Annotated in this window: 17 protein-coding genes; 1 reads left to right on the top strand and 16 read right to left on the bottom strand. The window is 59.2% G+C overall.

All coding sequences use genetic code 11. The annotated features are described in order from the left end of the window. Window positions 1-18: 18 nt before the first annotated feature. The 16 genes from hisS to trmJ all read right to left on the bottom strand — a co-directional run bounded on the left by hisS (window position 19) and on the right by trmJ (window position 13,257). Window positions 19-1,308, bottom strand: coding sequence for a histidine--tRNA ligase (hisS, locus tag LCH65_RS08775; RefSeq protein WP_003365074.1), 1,290 nt, complete (start codon window positions 1,306-1,308; stop codon window positions 19-21). 22 nt (window positions 1,309-1,330) lie between these two features. Then, on the bottom strand, window positions 1,331-2,440 hold the full coding sequence (gene ispG / locus LCH65_RS08770) for a flavodoxin-dependent (E)-4-hydroxy-3-methylbut-2-enyl-diphosphate synthase (protein WP_003365075.1): 1,110 nt from the start codon (window positions 2,438-2,440) through the stop codon (window positions 1,331-1,333). Between the two features lie 3 nt (window positions 2,441-2,443). Continuing rightward, window positions 2,444-3,454 carry a RodZ family helix-turn-helix domain-containing protein gene (locus tag LCH65_RS08765; protein WP_058416008.1) on the bottom strand — a complete coding sequence of 337 codons (1,011 nt, stop codon included), beginning with the start codon at window positions 3,452-3,454 and terminating at the stop codon, window positions 2,444-2,446. Beyond that, complete coding sequence (pilW, locus tag LCH65_RS08760; protein ID WP_003409116.1) at window positions 3,454-4,212, bottom strand: type IV pilus biogenesis/stability protein PilW; 759 nt, start codon at window positions 4,210-4,212, stop codon at window positions 3,454-3,456. Before pilW ends, LCH65_RS08765 begins: the two co-directional genes overlap by 1 nt. Before the next feature lie 26 nt (window positions 4,213-4,238). Continuing rightward, window positions 4,239-5,387 carry a 23S rRNA (adenine(2503)-C(2))-methyltransferase RlmN gene (gene rlmN / locus LCH65_RS08755; protein ID WP_003433455.1) on the bottom strand — a complete coding sequence of 383 codons (1,149 nt, stop codon included), beginning with the start codon at window positions 5,385-5,387 and terminating at the stop codon, window positions 4,239-4,241. Window positions 5,388-5,420: 33 nt separating this feature from the next. Beyond that, complete coding sequence (gene ndk / locus LCH65_RS08750; protein ID WP_002552482.1) at window positions 5,421-5,846, bottom strand: nucleoside-diphosphate kinase; 426 nt, start codon at window positions 5,844-5,846, stop codon at window positions 5,421-5,423. Between the two features lie 96 nt (window positions 5,847-5,942). Then, a complete protein-coding gene (gene iscX, locus LCH65_RS08745; RefSeq protein ID WP_002552481.1) occupies window positions 5,943-6,143 on the bottom strand; it encodes a Fe-S cluster assembly protein IscX in 201 nt (66 codons plus the stop codon). 14 nt (window positions 6,144-6,157) lie between these two features. After that, window positions 6,158-6,499, bottom strand: a complete 342-nt coding sequence (gene fdx / locus LCH65_RS08740) for an ISC system 2Fe-2S type ferredoxin (RefSeq protein ID WP_003433456.1) — start codon at window positions 6,497-6,499, stop codon at window positions 6,158-6,160. A gap of 3 nt (window positions 6,500-6,502) precedes the next feature. Continuing rightward, a complete protein-coding gene (hscA, locus tag LCH65_RS08735; RefSeq protein WP_058416007.1) occupies window positions 6,503-8,365 on the bottom strand; it encodes a Fe-S protein assembly chaperone HscA in 1,863 nt (620 codons plus the stop codon). Window positions 8,366-8,409: 44 nt separating this feature from the next. Beyond that, window positions 8,410-8,931: a co-chaperone HscB gene (gene hscB, locus LCH65_RS08730; RefSeq protein ID WP_002552478.1), complete on the bottom strand. Its 522-nt coding sequence runs from the start codon at window positions 8,929-8,931 to the stop codon at window positions 8,410-8,412. An 11-nt stretch (window positions 8,932-8,942) separates the two neighbouring features. Further along, window positions 8,943-9,266, bottom strand: a complete 324-nt coding sequence (gene iscA, locus LCH65_RS08725; protein ID WP_003365093.1) for an iron-sulfur cluster assembly protein IscA — start codon at window positions 9,264-9,266, stop codon at window positions 8,943-8,945. A 71-nt stretch (window positions 9,267-9,337) separates the two neighbouring features. Continuing rightward, complete coding sequence (gene iscU, locus LCH65_RS08720) at window positions 9,338-9,724, bottom strand: Fe-S cluster assembly scaffold IscU (RefSeq protein WP_002552476.1); 387 nt, start codon at window positions 9,722-9,724, stop codon at window positions 9,338-9,340. 82 nt (window positions 9,725-9,806) lie between these two features. After that, a complete protein-coding gene (locus LCH65_RS08715) occupies window positions 9,807-11,021 on the bottom strand; it encodes an IscS subfamily cysteine desulfurase (RefSeq protein WP_003365095.1) in 1,215 nt (404 codons plus the stop codon). 44 nt (window positions 11,022-11,065) lie between these two features. After that, a complete protein-coding gene (gene iscR / locus LCH65_RS08710) occupies window positions 11,066-11,557 on the bottom strand; it encodes a Fe-S cluster assembly transcriptional regulator IscR (RefSeq protein ID WP_002552474.1) in 492 nt (163 codons plus the stop codon). Window positions 11,558-11,716: 159 nt separating this feature from the next. Then, the gene (gene cysE / locus LCH65_RS08705; protein WP_003365098.1) at window positions 11,717-12,493 is read right to left on the bottom strand and encodes a serine O-acetyltransferase; all 777 of its coding nucleotides are present in this window, start codon (window positions 12,491-12,493) and stop codon (window positions 11,717-11,719) included. Next, a complete protein-coding gene (gene trmJ, locus LCH65_RS08700) occupies window positions 12,493-13,257 on the bottom strand; it encodes a tRNA (cytosine(32)/uridine(32)-2'-O)-methyltransferase TrmJ (protein ID WP_003433458.1) in 765 nt (254 codons plus the stop codon). The genes cysE and trmJ overlap by 1 nt, the downstream gene beginning before the upstream one ends. A 215-nt stretch (window positions 13,258-13,472) precedes the next feature. Between trmJ and suhB the strand changes: the two genes are divergently transcribed. Further along, complete coding sequence (gene suhB, locus LCH65_RS08695) at window positions 13,473-14,288, top strand: inositol-phosphate phosphatase (RefSeq protein WP_003314166.1); 816 nt, start codon at window positions 13,473-13,475, stop codon at window positions 14,286-14,288. The last annotated feature ends 62 nt before the right edge of the window (window positions 14,289-14,350 follow it).

Below are 14,350 nucleotides of genomic sequence, written 5' to 3'. Positions count from 1 at the left end.
ACGGCTGTTAAATCAGCTTCAACCCTGCACGACGCAGGAGGCCAGGTGCTCTGACAGAGCATCCCAGGCAATATTTTGTTGTTCACCCTGGCCACGCAGGGGCTTGACGCCAATGACCTTCGCCGCCAGTTCTTCTTCGCCGAGGATCAGTGCGAACAGCGCACCGCTCTTGTCGGCCTTCTTGAACTGGCTTTTGAAGCTGCCGGCACCGGCGTTGACCTGCAACCGCAGGGTCGGCAGCTGATCACGGACCTTTTCGGTCAGTGCCAGTGCCGCCAGCTCGGCCGCTTCGCCGAATGCACACAGGTAGACATCGACCTGACGGGCAATCTCTTCCGGCACCTGCTCAAGGGTTTCGAGCAGCAGAACCAGTCGCTCGATACCCATCGCGAAACCGACGCCTGCAGTAGGCTTGCCACCCATCTGCTCGACCAGACCGTCGTAACGACCGCCCGCACAGACCGTACCCTGGGCACCGAGTTGATCGGTGACCCACTCGAAAACGGTCTTGCTGTAGTAGTCCAGGCCACGCACCAGCTTGGGATTGATCACATAAGGGATACCGGCGGCGTCCAGACGGGCCTTCAGGCCTTCGAAGTGAACGCGGGATTCGTCATCCAGGTAGTCCGCCAGTTTAGGCGCATCGACCAGCACAGCCTGGGTTTCAGGGTGCTTGGTGTCCAGCACGCGCAGCGGGTTGGTTTTCAGGCGGCGCTGGCTGTCTTCGTCCAGTTGGTCGAGACGTGCCGAGAGGTATTCGACCAGCGCGTCGCGATAACGCGCACGCGCCTCGCTGGTGCCCAGGCTGTTCAGCTCGAGCTTCACGGCGTTACGAATGCCCAGCAGGCCCCACAGGCGCCAGGTCATGACAATCAGCTCGGCATCGATATCCGGACCGTCCAGGTTGAAAACCTCGACACCGATCTGATGAAACTGACGATAACGGCCTTTCTGTGGACGCTCGTGACGGAACATCGGACCGATGTACCACAGTTTTTGAACCTGGCCGCCGCCAGTGATGCCGTGTTCGAGGACCGCACGCACGCATGCGGCGGTGCCTTCAGGGCGCAGGGTCAGAGAGTCACCGTTACGATCGGCGAAGGTGTACATCTCTTTCTCGACGATATCGGTCACTTCACCGATGGAGCGCTTGAACAGCTCGGTGAATTCGACGATAGGCATACGAATCTGGCGGTAACCGTAGTTATCCAGCAGACGGGCAACAGTGCCTTCGAAGTGACGCCACAACGGCGTCTGCTCGGGCAGGATGTCGTTCATGCCACGAATGGCTTGTAGAGACTTACTCACAGAAAATCCTTAGCAATCCGGGTTAGCCGCGCACGATGACCGAGGCGTCGGCTTCGGCTTTTTCAGCCGCTTTCTCGCGAATCAAGCGTTCCAGCTCATTCACGAGATTGTCATTGGTCAGTTTCTGCGCGGGTTTGCCGTCGATGTAGATCAGGTTCGGCGTACCACCGGTCAGGCCGATATGCGCCTCTTTGGCTTCGCCCGGACCATTGACCACACAACCGATGACCGCGACATCGAGCGGAACCAGCAAATCCTCGAGGCGACCTTCCAGCTCGTTCATGGTCTTGACCACATCGAAGTTCTGCCGCGAGCAGCTCGGGCAGGCGATGAAGTTGATTCCACGCGAACGAAGGCGCAACGATTTAAGAATGTCGTACCCGACCTTCACTTCCTCGACCGGGTCAGCCGCCAGCGAGATGCGGATAGTATCGCCAATTCCTTCGGCGAGCAGCATACCGAGACCGACAGCCGATTTCACCGTACCTGAACGCAAGCCACCGGCTTCGGTGATGCCCAGGTGCAGCGGCTGAACAATCTCCTTGGCCAGCAGGCGATAGGCAGCGACGGCCATAAACACATCGGAAGCCTTGACGCTGACCTTGAAGTCCGGAAAGTTCAGGCGTTCCAGATGCTCGACATGGCGCAGCGCAGATTCTACCAAGGCCTCTGGCGTAGGCTCGCCGTACTTCTTCTGCAGGTCTTTTTCCAGCGAACCGGCGTTGACGCCGATACGGATCGGGATGCCTCGATCACGCGCAGCATCGACCACGGCCCGCACACGGTCTTCACGACCGATATTGCCCGGGTTGATACGCAGACAGTCGACGCCCAGCTCCGCCACACGCAGGGCGATGCGGTAATCGAAGTGGATGTCGGCGACCAGCGGCACCTTGACCAGCTGCTTGATGCGGCCGAATGCTTCGGCAGCGTCCATGTCAGGCACCGAAACACGCACGATGTCGACACCCGCCGCTTCCAGACGATTGATCTGTGCCACGGTAGCGGCCACATCGTTGGTATCACTGTTGGTCATGCTTTGCACCGCGATCGGCGCATCACCGCCGACTGGTACGGAACCGACCCATATTTTCCGGGATTCGCGACGCTTGATTGGAGATTCGCCGTGCATGACTTATTGCCCTAGCTTCAGGCGAGCAGTTTCGCCGCTGGTAAAAGGTGCTACATCCACAGGCTGACCGTTGTAGCTGACCTGCGCACCACGCGCATAGCCCAGACGCAGGGTCAACGGCGGCTTGCCGCTGACATCCAGACTGTCGCCCTTGCGCTTGAGGCCGCTGACCAGCACCTTGCCGTTTCCGTCAGTGACCTGGGTCCAGCAATCGGCAACGAACTGTACGGTCACCTGACCGGCACCCGCCACGACAGGCGCTGGCTGCTCGGCAGGTGCAGTCGGCATCGACGGCACGGTCGGCGCAGCAACGGGGGCTTGCGGCGTGCTCGCCGGTGGCGTGGCAGCAGCAGGCGTCTGTGTTTGTGGTTGTGCGGTTGCATGACCTGTAACGCTGGAAGCCGGGGCCGCTGGCGCAGCAGCTGGCGCCTCACTGGCAGGCGCACCGGTATTCAACGGCAAGGAAGTTTGTCCGGAGGCAGGCGTTTCAGCCACAGCAGGCTCTTCCGGCTCGTCGAGCGGGTGAATCTGCGTGGTGCCGTCGGCACTTTCGACTTCGACGTGCTCCATGTTCAGCCCGGACTGATCCTTGCCGCGCAAGGTCGCCTGATCCTGCCACCAGAAGAAACCACCGCCGACCAGGATCACCAGCAACAGCAGGCTGACGATACGCAGAATGTTGTGCGACAGCCTGACCGGCTCTTCGATACGGCCCAGCGCGTGGACCGAACTGCCCTTACCGTCAGTGCCGGTGAACTGGTCGAACTGTTCGACCAGCGCCGCCTGATCAAGGTCAAGCAGTTTGGCGTAGGCACGCACGTAGCCCCGGGCAAACGTATGCCCAGGCAGCTTTTCAAACTGGCCGTTCTCCAGATTGGTCAGGGAGGTCACGGTGAGATTGAGTCTCAAGGCCACATCTGGCAGCGACCAGCTCCTGCTCTCGCGGGCCTGGCGCAGGGTTTCTCCAGGATTCACGCGATTGGTTGCTACAACTTCGGGATGCGCCGCTTTCATCATTGCTCCGACAGGTATTGCTGATATTCCGGCGTACCGGGATAGAGTCTTTTCAACAGCAGGCCAAAGCTGGCTGCCTTGTTACGATCATCATATATCTTCGCCAGCCGTGTACCGAGCAATAGACTACGTGCATTTTGCTCGCTGAGTTGGCTAAAACGGTCGTAATAGTCACGCGCCGGCACATATTGCTTGTCTTCGTAGGACAGCTGAGCCATTTCCAGCAAGGATAATGGCAACTGACGGTCCAGGCGCAATGCCTTGGTAAAATGCTCGCGAGCCTGCTCGCGGTTGCCCAGTTTCAGCGAGGTCATGCCCAGGCTTTCAAAAACCCGTGACCGCTCAGGATACAGGTTGTCGGCAGCCGCCTGTTCAAAACGCTCGTAGGCTTCCTTGTAACGTTTTTGCTCGAACAGAAAACTGCCGTAATTGTTGACGATACGTGTTTCGTTATTGCTGGCGGCCAACGCCTTGCGAAAGTACTGCTCTGCCAGCTCCGGCTCCATCTCTGTCTGGAACACCAGGGCCAGCGCGGCGTTGGCCTGCGCATCCGAGCTGTCGAGTTCAAGCGCCTTTTTCAGCGGAACCTTGGCGCGCTCGGTCTGCCCCTGCTGGAAATAACCCAGGCCAAGCTGCACGTAAGCCTTGCGCGCTTCCTCGCGCCCCTGGGCCGTCGTCAGCGGATTGACGTTACCGGTGGACACGCACGCTGTCAGCAGGACGACAACACAGAGCAGCAGCGAGGCACGCACAGGCATGGAGTCTCTCTCGGTCAGGTTCGCAGTCAGGTTCGAGTCACCGCGACAGGGGCCGCATCGGCCTCGGCGCTCAACTCACGCACTGCAATGTAGCGTTCGCTACGGCGTGTGCGGTCCATCACCTGCCCGACCAACTGGCCGCATGCAGCATCGATATCTTCACCGCGTGTGGTGCGCACAGTGACGTTATAACCGGCCTGATGCAACAGGTCCTGAAAACGACGGATTGCGTTGTTGCTGGGACGCTCGTAACCGGAGTGCGGAAACGGGTTGAACGGAATCAGGTTGATCTTGCAAGGTGTGTCCTTGAGCAGTTCGATCATCTCGACCGCGTGCTCTACCTTGTCGTTGATGTCCTTGAGCATGGTGTACTCGATGGTGAGCACACGCTTTTCGCCCAGATTGGACATATAGCGACGGCAGGACTCGAGAAGCATTTTCAACGGGTATTTCTTGTTGAGCGGCACCAACTGGTTGCGCAGCGCATCATTCGGTGCGTGCAGCGACAAGGCCAAGGACACGTCGATGTGCTTGGAAAGCTCATCGATCATCGGCACCACACCGGAGGTGGACAAGGTCACCCGGCGCTTGGAAATGCCATACCCCAGGTCATCCATCATCAGATGCATGGCGGCAATGACATTGTCGAAGTTCAGCAGCGGCTCACCCATGCCCATCATCACCACGTTGGTGATGGCACGGTCGACGGTCGCCGGGACGCTGCCGAAGGATTTGTTGGCAATCCACACCTGACCGATGACTTCGGCGGCGGTGAGGTTGCTGTTGAAGCCTTGCTTGCCCGTGGAACAGAAGCTGCAATCCAGGGCACAGCCCGCCTGGGACGAAACACACAAGGTGCCACGCTTGCCCTGCGGAATGTAGACGGTCTCGACACAGCTGCCGGACTCTACGCGCACCACCCATTTACGGGTGCCGTCGCTGGAGATGTCCTCGCTGACCACTTCGGGACCGCGAACTTCGGCACAGGCCTTGAGCTTTTCGCGCAGGGCCTTGCTGACGTTCGTCATCGCGTCGAAATCGTCGACGCCGAAGTGGTGAATCCACTTCATGACCTGACCGGCACGGAAGCGCTTCTCCCCGATAGAGTCGAAGAATTTCTCCATTTCCTGTTGAGTCAGCCCCAGCAGGTTGGTTTTACCAGTCGATGCAATCATGAATTCACCCTTCACTCGTCAGTCAAAAATGACTTAGCGAGCGGTTACTTCGGTAGCTGCGAAGAAGTACGAGATTTCGCGAGCGGCGGCTGCTTCGGAATCGGAGCCGTGAACAGCGTTGGCGTCGATGGAATCAGCGAAATCAGCACGGATGGTGCCGGCAGCAGCTTCTTTAGGGTTGGTAGCGCCCATCAGCTCGCGGTTCAGAGCGATAGCGTTTTCGCCTTCCAGAACCTGAACGACAACCGGACCGGAGATCATGAAAGCAACCAGGTCGCCGAAGAAACCGCGAGCGCTGTGCTCAGCGTAGAAACCTTCAGCTTCGGCCTTGGACAGTTGCTTCAGCTTGGAAGCGACAACGCGCAGACCGGCTTTTTCGAAACGAGTGGTGATCTCGCCGATTACGTTCTTGGCAACGGCGTCAGGCTTGATGATGGAGAAAGTACGTTGAACAGCCATGGTGAAACTCCAGAAGCAGTGATTGAAGCGAAAAATTAAACCCGCGAATTATACGCGGGTTCTGGTGTATTGCCTAACTGCGTACGTTACTGAACGTCAATCGGCCTCTTCGATCCATAACCCCTGGATCGCCTCGAGAACCTTTTCCCCACTACGGTCCGGGTGGTCATCGAACTCAGGCAAGGCCATGACCAGATTACGCAGCCTGGGAAAACTCACAGTCAGCGGATCGACATCCGGGTGGCTTTCAGCCAGCTGGATGGCGATTTCCTGCACATCAACCCATTTGAGACTCATGAGCAATCCTTGAATCAGTGTGGCGCTTCAGCGGCGTGGTTGAGCGAATACTTGGGTATTTCGACCGTGAGGTCTTCGTTGCCGACAATGGCCTGACAGGACAGACGCGATTGCGCTTCCAGCCCCCACGCCTTGTCGAGCATGTCTTCTTCCAGCTCATCGGCTTCATTCAGCGAACCGAAACCTTCGCGAATGATGCAATGGCAGGTGGTGCACGCACACACGCCACCACAGGCGCTTTCAATCTCGATGTGGTGCTCGTGGGCAATGTCGAGAATAGACGTGCCGGGCTCCACTTCTACAACCAGCCCGTCCGGGCAATGCTCGGCGTGGGGCAGAAAAATCACCTGCGGCATCAGTTATTCCTCAATCTCATTCAAGTTGCGCCCGGCCAGTGCGGCTTTTACCGTCGAATCGAGGCGTCGGGCAGCAAATGCATCGGTTACCTGCGACAGACGCTTGGTCTGCTGCTCGATGGCATAACCATCGGTGCCTTGCATCAGTTCACGGAGTTCGTCCATCTGCAGATTGATGACCAGGCGCTCTTCCTCGTCGAGAAGACGCTCGCCATCGGCATCCAGGGCACCCTGAACAGCTTCGAGCAGACGCTCGGCATCAACCTGATGCTCACGCAGCACACGAGCGACCTTGTCGTCGCCGGCATACTCGAAGGAGTCCTTGAGCATGCGGGTGACTTCGTCATCGGTCAGCCCGTAGGAAGGCTTGACCTGAATGCTCGACTCGATACCCGAGCCCATTTCACGCGCCGAAACGCTGAGCAGACCGTCAGCATCGACCTGGAAGGTGACACGAATCTTTGCCGCACCCGCGACCATCGGCGGGATGCCACGCAGCTCGAAGCGCGCCAGCGAACGACAGTCGCTGATCAATTCACGCTCACCCTGCAGTACATGAATCTTCATGGCCGTCTGGCCATCCTTGTACGTGGTGAATTCCTGACCACGCGCCACAGGGATGGTGGTGTTGCGCGGAATGACCTTCTCCATCAGACCGCCCATGGTTTCCAGCCCCAGCGAGAGCGGAATCACATCGAGGAGCAGCAGCTCGCCACCGTCACGCTTGTTGCCGGCCAGAGTATCGGCCTGGATCGCAGCCCCGATGGCCACCACCTGATCCGGGTCGATCTCGGTCAACGGCTGACGACCGAACAGCTCGGCCACCGCTTCGCGTACGCGTGGAACTCGGGTTGAACCGCCGACCATGACCACCGCTTCGACTTCTTCAAGCTCGATACCGGTATCACGCACCGCACGACGACAGGCCTTGAGACTGCGCGCGACCATAGGCTCGATCAGCGCATTGAGCGCCTCGCGGGTCAGCGTGCCACGCCAGTGACCGTAGGCGACCTCGACAGACTCGGCGTCAGTCAGCGCTTCCTTGGCCGAGCACGCAGCCTGCAGCAGGCTGCGTTGCGCGGAAGGGTCGATATCGGCAGACAGACCGGCATCAGTAACAATCCAGTTAGCTATCGCATGATCGAAGTCATCGCCACCCAGAGCGGTATCGCCGCCAGTGGCCAGTACTTCAAACACACCGCCGGTCAGGCGCAGGATCGAGATATCGAAAGTCCCGCCACCCAGATCATAGATGGCAACCACACCTTCGGCTTTCTGATCCAGGCCATAGGCGACAGCCGCCGCCGTGGGCTCATTGAGCAGGCGCAGTACGTTGAGGCCCGCCAGTCTGGCAGCGTCCTTGGTCGCCTGACGCTGAGCGTCATCGAAGTAGGCAGGAACGGTGATCACCGCGCCTACCAGCTCGCCACCCAACGAGGCTTCTGCGCGCTGGCGCAGGACCTTGAGGATGTCGGCAGACACTTCGACCGGGCTTTTCGGCCCCTGCACGGTGTCGATGAACGGCATGTGCGACTCACCGCCAACAAACCGGTACGGCAGCTGCTCGCCCAGTTGCTTGACGTCAGTCAGGCCACGCCCCATGAGACGCTTGACCGACAGAACGGTATTGAACGGGTCCTGGGAGGCGGCGATCTTCGCTGACTGTCCTACTTCGACACGATCAGCGTGATAGCGCACGGCAGACGGCAGAATGACCTGCCCCTCCGCATCGGCCAGCGGTTCGGACAGGCCGCTGCGTACTGCAGCAACCAGAGAATTGGTGGTGCCCAGGTCGATACCCACAGCCAGACGACGCTGGTGCGGTTGAGGACTCAGGCCGGGTTCGGCGATCTGCAGTAAAGCCATGCTGTTCAGAATAATCACTGGCGCGCGGCCGAAGCCGCGCGGGGTTAATCGTCGAGGCGCTCTTCTAACTGGCGCACTTCGTGAGAGAGCTTGTCGAGAAACTGCATACGCCGCATCAGCTTTTCAGCGTGCTCGCGCTGTGCAGCATCATTCCAACAGGCCGCGAAGCTCTGGTTCAGTTCGTCCTGAGCGACCTTGAGCTGACGCTTGAAGGTCGCAACGCCGGCGAGATCAGCCTCTTCCTGCAAGTCCTCAAGGTCTTCGCGCAATTGCATCTGCTGCAGAAGAAACTCGGGATCATGCACCGTGACTTCGAGCGGCACTTCGTTGCCGTTCATTGCCAGCAGGTAGCGCGCCCTTTTCGGCGGGCTTTTCAGGGTCTGATAGGCCTCGTTGAGACTGGCCGAGCGCTCCAGCGCCACACGCTGCTCACGCTCGGGGGCATCCGCAAAGCGATCCGGATGCACGTTACGCGCAAGCTCACGGTAGCGCGTGGCCAGCTGGTCAAGATCAAGCTGAAACTCGGGCTTGAGGTCGAACAGGGCGAAGTGACAGGGAGTACCCACAATAAAAAGCCTCAGACGTTGAAGCTTTCGCCACAGCCGCACTCACCGCGCGAATTGGGATTGTTGAACTTGAAGCCTTCGTTCAACCCTTCACGCACGAAATCGAGCTCGGTGCCATCCAGATAGACCAGACTCTTCGGATCAATGATCACCTTGACGCCGTGCATTTCAAACACGGTGTCTTCGCTGGCCGCCTCATCGACGAACTCGAGCACATAGGCAAGACCTGAACAGCCTGTGGTGCGAACACCCAGACGAACGCCGTCACCCTTGCCGCGCCCCTCAAGGGAACGTCGTACGTGGTTAGCGGCAGCTTCTGTCATGCTGATAGCCATCGGAACTCCTTAGCCTGTTGCATTAGCCTGTTGCAGTTGACTCTGTCGCAAGCTTCTCTTGAAAAGCCTGCTTACAGCAGACCTTTCTTTTGCTTGTAATCGCGAACGGCCGCCTTGATGGCGTCTTCAGCGAGTACCGAGCAGTGAATCTTCACTGGCGGCAGTGCCAGCTCTTCAGCCAACTGAGTGTTCTTGATGGTCTCTGCTTCATCCAGAGTCTTGCCTTTCATCCACTCGGTCGCCAGGGAGCTGGACGCAATGGCCGAACCACAGCCGTAGGTCTTGAACTTGGCGTCTTCGATAACGCCCTGCTCGTTGACCTTGATCTGCAGGCGCATCACGTCGCCGCACGCAGGAGCGCCGACCATGCCGGTGCCAACATCAGGATCTTCCGCGTTCATCTTGCCGACGTTACGTGGATTTTCGTAGTGGTCGATGACCTTTTCGCTGTAAGCCATGATTCTATTCCTCTCACATCAGGGAGCCGCTCTGCAGGTCACGTCGCAATTGCCCATGACCTGTCTTGGAGGCGACTTTAAATTAGTGCGCCGCCCACTCGATCTTGGAGATGTCGACGCCGTCTTTGAACATGTCCCACAGCGGCGAAAGCGTGCGCAGCCGGGTGACAGCCTCGCAAACTTTCTGCGCGGCGTAATCGATTTCTTCTTCGGTGCTGAAACGGCCGAAGGTGAAACGAATCGAGCTGTGCGCCAGTTCGTCGTTGCGACCCAGGGCACGCAGCACGTACGAAGGCTCAAGCGAGGCCGAGGTACAGGCCGAACCGGACGATACCGCCAGATCCTTGAGCGCCATGATCAGCGACTCGCCTTCGACATAGTTGAAGCTCAGGTTCAGGTTGTGCGGTACGCGTGCGGTCAGACTGCCGTTGACGTACAGCTCTTCCAGGTTTTCGACCTGCTTGAAAAAACGATCGCTGAGTGCCTTGATGCGCACGTTTTCAGCAGCCATTTCTTCCTTGGCGATACGGAATGCTTCGCCCATGCCGACGATCTGGTGAGTCGCCAGGGTGCCGGAACGCATGCCACGCTCGTGACCGCCGCCGTGCATGGTCGCTTCAAGGCGAACACGTGGCTTGCGGCTGACGTAGAGTGCGCCGATGCCTTTGGGGCCGTAGGTTTTGTGTGCAGAGAACGACATCAGGTCAACCTTGAGGCTGGCCAGATCGATTTCAACCTTGCCGGTCGACTGCGCGCCATCGACGTGGAACAGCACACCACGTGAACGGGTCAGCTCACCGATCGCGGCGATATCGTTGATGGTGCCGATCTCGTTGTTCACATGCATGATCGAAACCAGGATGGTGTCGTCGCGCAGTGCCGCTTCAATCATGGCAGGCGTGATCAGACCGTCTTCGCCTGGCTCGATGTAGGTCACTTCGAAACCTTCGCGTTCCAGCTGGCGAGTGGTGTCGAGGACAGCCTTGTGCTCAACCTTCGACGTGATCAGGTGCTTGCCTTTGCTGGCGTAGAAATGCGCAACACCTTTAATAGCCAGGTTGTTGGATTCAGTGGCACCCGAAGTCCAGACGATTTCGCGCGGATCGGCGTTGACCAGATCAGCGACCTGACGACGAGCGTTCTCGACCGCTTCTTCGGCTTTCCAGCCAAAGACGTGGGAGCGCGAGGCCGGGTTGCCGAAGTTTCCTTCGACGGTCAGGCAATCGATCATTTTCTGCGCGACACGCGGATCGACCGGGGTCGTCGCGGAGTAGTCGAGGTAAATTGGCAATTTCATTGAAGCTCTCCTATCAGGCAGGCGCACCGCTCATTCATCTGCGTTCATTCGACGGCGGACGTTTCGATCTTACCCAGTTGCGACATGTGGTTATGACCACGGCGCATATCCTGGCGCTGAGCGACTTCTTGTACCTCACGGCGAGTGACAAGATCCGCCAAGCTGATACCGCTTAGAAATTCGTGAATCTGCTGGCTCAGGTCGCACCACAGGTGGTGAGTCAGGCAGGTATCGCCAGCATGGCAATCGCCCAGACCCTGACACCGCGTGGCATCGACAGATTCATTGACTGCATCGACAACCTGAGCAACCTGGATGCCTTTCATGTCGCGCGACAGCTGGTAACCACCGCCCGGACCACGAACACTGGAAACCAGATTGCCGCGACGCAGCTTGGCGAACAGCTGCTCGAGGTAGGACAGGGAAATACCCTGCCGCTCGGAGATGTCGGCCAGAGACACTGGCCCGTTCTGCGCGTGCAACGCCAGGTCAAGCATGGCTGTTACAGCGTATCGGCCTTTAGTAGTCAGTCGCATGGCGTATACCGCAGAGGTTCGGAATGAGAGCGAGTATGCTATTCCCGAGTAAAAGAGTCAACTATTAGACCAAGTAAAACAGTCGGGATTAGCGAAAAGCGCGGGCTGCATCATAGCAAAGGTGCGGCGTAATGGCACGCACCCTGCCCACCGTGAGCGCTAGCCGACCTTGCCTTCCTGGCAGTCCTTGACGCAGTCGAAAACTTCGTCACGCAGCTCCGGCAACTCCTTGGCGCGGTAATCGCTGCCAAGCCTGCCGAGTGCATCGCACATGCCTTCCAGGCGCCCATCGACAGCCTGCAAATGGTCAAGCAACTGGCCAATGGCGCGCGCGACCGGATCGGGCATATCTGCACTGACACCGTAGGCATCGAAGCCGAGCTTCTCGGCCATGGCCTTGCGCCTGGCCTCAACCTCATCGTCTGACTTGACGATGATGCGCCCCGGGATGCCCACGGCAGTCGCGCCCGCAGGCACAGCCTTGGTGACCACTGCATTGGAGCCGATCTTGGCGCCGGCGCCCACCGTGAACGGCCCGAGCACCTTGGCACCCGCCCCGACCACCACACCGTCTTCCAGCGTCGGATGGCGCTTGCCGGCATTCCAGCTGGTGCCACCCAGGGTCACGCCCTGGTAGAGGGTGACGTCATTGCCGATCTCGGCGGTTTCGCCGATCACGATGCCCATGCCGTGATCGATGAAAAAACGGCGGCCGATGCGCGCGCCCGGATGGATCTCGATTCCGGTCATCCAGCGGCCAAAGTTCGAGACCACCCGCGCCGGCCATTTCCAGCCGTTGCGCCACAGAATATGGGCGAAGCGGTGCAGCCAGATCGCGTGCATCCCCGGATAGCAGGTCAGGACTTCAAAGGCGTTGCGCGCTGCGGGATCGCGGTGGAACACGCTTTGAATGTCTTCTCGCAGACGCTCGAACATCACTGATCCTTTCGCTTGTAGGGTTCACCGCGCGCGGCTTTCTGGGTTTCAGTGAGCACACCGCGCAGGATACTCAGCTCGGATCGCTCGACTTCGCTACGCCCGTACAGCCTGCGCAACCGGGCCATCAGATGCCGTGGCTTTTCCGGATCAAGAAAACCGATGGCCACCAGCGTGGCCTCGAGGTGGGTGTAGAAACCTTCCATTTCGTCCATGGTCGCCAGTTCGGCACTGTGCGCCGACGCAGGCCTTGAAGCCTCGCCCTGCTCCGCGGCAGCCAGCCAGGCCACGCGCACCTCATAACTGAGCACCTGTACGGCAGCCGCCAGATTGAGAGAACTGAACGCAGGGTCAGACGGGATGTGCACATGGAAGTGGCAACGCTGCAGCTCTTCGTTGGTCAGGCCCGCATGTTCGCGACCGAACACCAGCGCCACCTCGGCACCGTCGCCGGCCTGTTCGATGACTTTTTCACCCGAGGCACGCGGATCCAGCATAGGCCAAGGCAGGCTTCGATCCCGCGCGCTGGTGCCCAGCACCAGACGGCAGCCGACCAGCGCTTCTTCAAGGGTCGCCACCACCTGCGCGCCCTCGAGAATGTCGGTAGCGCCGGACGCACGCGCATCGGCATCGGGCGAAGGAAAAATGCGCGGATCGACCAGCACCAGACGCGAAAGCCCCATGTTTTTCATGGCGCGAGCAGCCCCGCCGATATTTCCGGGATGGGTAGTGCCGACCAGGACAACACGAATGTTCTGCAACAAAGCGAACGCTCACTGATACGAATTAGGGGGGCAAATCTTACAGAAACGGCTCGACTAACGCCATGAAGCTGTGAGAGCTGCAACAGCATGAGCGACCGCGCCGGACGCAAAAAAACACACACCAACCCGACAACCGTAACAACGCAAGGCTGGAAATAATTCGAATCAGCCCATAGAATGCCCGGCTCTCTTTAACAACCTTAGGTGAATTATCCATGCAGCCCATGCTGAATATCGCGCTGCGCGCCGCCCGCAGCGCCAGCGAATTGATTTTCCGCTCCATCGAGCGCCTGGATACCATCAAGGTTGACGAAAAAGAAGCCAAAGACTACGTCACAGAGATCGACCGCGCTGCCGAGCAAAGCATCATCACCGCTCTGCGCAAGGCCTACCCGACTCACGGCATCCTCGGCGAAGAAAGCGGCCTGCACGAAGGCAGCGGCGAAGGCACCGACTACCTGTGGATCATCGACCCACTGGACGGCACCACCAACTTCGTTCGCGGCATCCCGCACTTTGCCGTCAGCATCGCCTGCAAATACCGCGGCCGCCTCGAGCACGCCGTGGTTCTCGACCCGGTCCGCCAGGAAGAATTCACCGCAAGCCGTGGTCGTGGCGCAGCCCTGAACGGTCGCCGTCTGCGCGTCAGCCAGCGCAAGAGCCTGGAAGGCGCCCTGCTCGGCACCGGCTTCCCGTTTCGTGACAACCAGATGGACAACATCGAGAACTACCTGGGCATGTTCCGCAGCCTGGTAGGCCAGACCGCCGGCATCCGCCGCGCAGGTGCTGCCAGCCTCGACCTGGCTTATGTCGCTGCCGGTCGCTTCGATGCGTTCTGGGAGTCAGGCCTGTCCGAGTGGGATATGGCTGCAGGCGCCCTGCTGATTCAGGAAGCAGGCGGTCTGGTCAGCGATTTCACCGGTGGTCACGACTTCCTCGAGAAAGGCCACATCGTTGCCGGCAACACCAAGTGCTTCAAGGCGGTACTGACCGCGATCGCACCGCACCTGCCAGCTTCGCTCAAGCGTTAAGCGGCAGGCATAAAAAAACCGGCGCAAGCCGGTTTTTTTATGTCTTGTGAAGCTCAGCGGCT

The sequence above is a fragment of the Pseudomonas sp. MWU16-30316 genome (genome assembly GCF_020515645.1).
Lineage (GTDB): Bacteria > Pseudomonadota > Gammaproteobacteria > Pseudomonadales > Pseudomonadaceae > Aquipseudomonas > Aquipseudomonas cerasi.
Note: the sequence above shows the minus strand (reverse complement) of the source record. Positions and strands in the feature narration are given on the sequence as shown.

Bases quoted from the DNA above. Each gene is read 5' to 3' on its own strand.
- ispG (WP_003365075.1), bottom strand. From the start codon at position 2,440: ATGCACGGCGAATCTCCAATCAAGCGTCGCGAATCCCGGAAAATATGG.
- LCH65_RS08765 (WP_058416008.1), bottom strand. From the start codon at position 3,454: ATGAAAGCGGCGCATCCCGAAGTTGTAGCAACCAATCGCGTGAATCCT.
- pilW (WP_003409116.1), bottom strand. From the start codon at position 4,212: ATGCCTGTGCGTGCCTCGCTGCTGCTCTGTGTTGTCGTCCTGCTGACA.
- rlmN (WP_003433455.1), bottom strand. From the start codon at position 5,387: ATGATTGCATCGACTGGTAAAACCAACCTGCTGGGGCTGACTCAACAG.
- ndk (WP_002552482.1), bottom strand. From the start codon at position 5,846: ATGGCTGTTCAACGTACTTTCTCCATCATCAAGCCTGACGCCGTTGCC.
- iscX (WP_002552481.1), bottom strand. From the start codon at position 6,143: ATGAGTCTCAAATGGGTTGATGTGCAGGAAATCGCCATCCAGCTGGCT.
- fdx (WP_003433456.1), bottom strand. From the start codon at position 6,499: ATGCCGCAGGTGATTTTTCTGCCCCACGCCGAGCATTGCCCGGACGGG.
- hscA (WP_058416007.1), bottom strand. From the start codon at position 8,365: ATGGCTTTACTGCAGATCGCCGAACCCGGCCTGAGTCCTCAACCGCAC.
- iscA (WP_003365093.1), bottom strand. From the start codon at position 9,266: ATGGCTATCAGCATGACAGAAGCTGCCGCTAACCACGTACGACGTTCC.
- iscU (WP_002552476.1), bottom strand. From the start codon at position 9,724: ATGGCTTACAGCGAAAAGGTCATCGACCACTACGAAAATCCACGTAAC.
- LCH65_RS08715 (WP_003365095.1), bottom strand. From the start codon at position 11,021: ATGAAATTGCCAATTTACCTCGACTACTCCGCGACGACCCCGGTCGAT.
- iscR (WP_002552474.1), bottom strand. From the start codon at position 11,557: ATGCGACTGACTACTAAAGGCCGATACGCTGTAACAGCCATGCTTGAC.
- cysE (WP_003365098.1), bottom strand. From the start codon at position 12,493: ATGTTCGAGCGTCTGCGAGAAGACATTCAAAGCGTGTTCCACCGCGAT.
- suhB (WP_003314166.1), top strand. From the start codon at position 13,473: ATGCAGCCCATGCTGAATATCGCGCTGCGCGCCGCCCGCAGCGCCAGC.